Below are 1,035 nucleotides of genomic sequence, written 5' to 3' on the forward strand. Positions count from 1 at the left end.
GCCGCGCTGGGCATAAACCGTACATAGCGAAAAAAAGAAAAGAAACGTAAAAGCTAAAAGAACTGCTTTTTTATTCATATTTTACCCCCTATTACATTATATCAATAATCGTCCGGAATTGGAAGAAAAGAGAAATACACCCATGCGTTATCAAGCAGCCAACGCGCTTTCCGCTGGGAGATTATATTTACAAGCCGAGTAGACGTATTTTTATTAGGATCGATAGCTATGGCTTTTTCAAGACAGTCTTTAAAAGAATTATAATTCTGGGCGGGAACGCAGACAGACTGGGCGTAAGAAACATACGCGCCCGCGGAATTTCCCCCTGTTTTTTCAAGAGCCAGTTTATAATGGTATTCCGCTTTATCACGATTTCCGCCCAATAATTCAGGCAAAGAAGCGTAATAAAGTATAAAAAATTCATCTAAAGAGGCTGTGCCATAGTTAGGGTCAAGTTCGTAAGCCCTTTGGATCATCGCGCTCCACTGGGGTATGTTAGCGCTCAGGTTATAGTCAAGAATATCGATGGAATACGCGGAAAGTCCGCCCGCGACGGCCCAGTACAGAAGACCTACGTCTTCTTTTTTACATTTTTTTAGCAAAGGCTGAATTGTGCCTTTTGCTACAGTAGCCTTTTTAAAACCGGGAAACTTTTTTTCAAGAGCGTCATAAAGTATTCCATATCCGCGAAGATACAGCTGCTTCGAGCGTATCAACGCCGCTTCCCGCGTTTCCCATTCTCTTCTTGTAAGCATTTCCGCAGGTCCTTCCACAAAGGCGTTGGCGTACATGATAAAAAGCGAACCTGTAGTCAGCATAAGCCCTTGATGGTTGGGGTTCGCTGAAAGTAGGGATTCGTACATTTTAATAGCGAAGGGGATAGCGTCCCCTACAAGTTTTGGGTCAGGATCCCCTGTAAAAACATCTGAACTGCCGTCTCCTGTCAGCGCATCGGCTACTGCATTCATTGCCAATTTGTTAATTGAACAGGAAGGGAGTATGGCGCAACAGGCCGCAAAAACAATAAATAAAATC

At 43.6% G+C, this 1,035-nt stretch carries 1 protein-coding gene; it reads right to left on the reverse strand.

Going from position 1 to position 1,035, the window contains the following annotated elements; genetic code table 11:
• Window positions 1-101: 101 nt before the first annotated feature.
• Window positions 102-1,035: TRAP transporter TatT component family protein (locus ACYVRA_RS07355; protein WP_461252097.1), on the reverse strand; the 934-nt coding region annotated here is incomplete at its 5' end.

The organism is Treponema sp. R8-4-B8 (assembly GCF_054786175.1).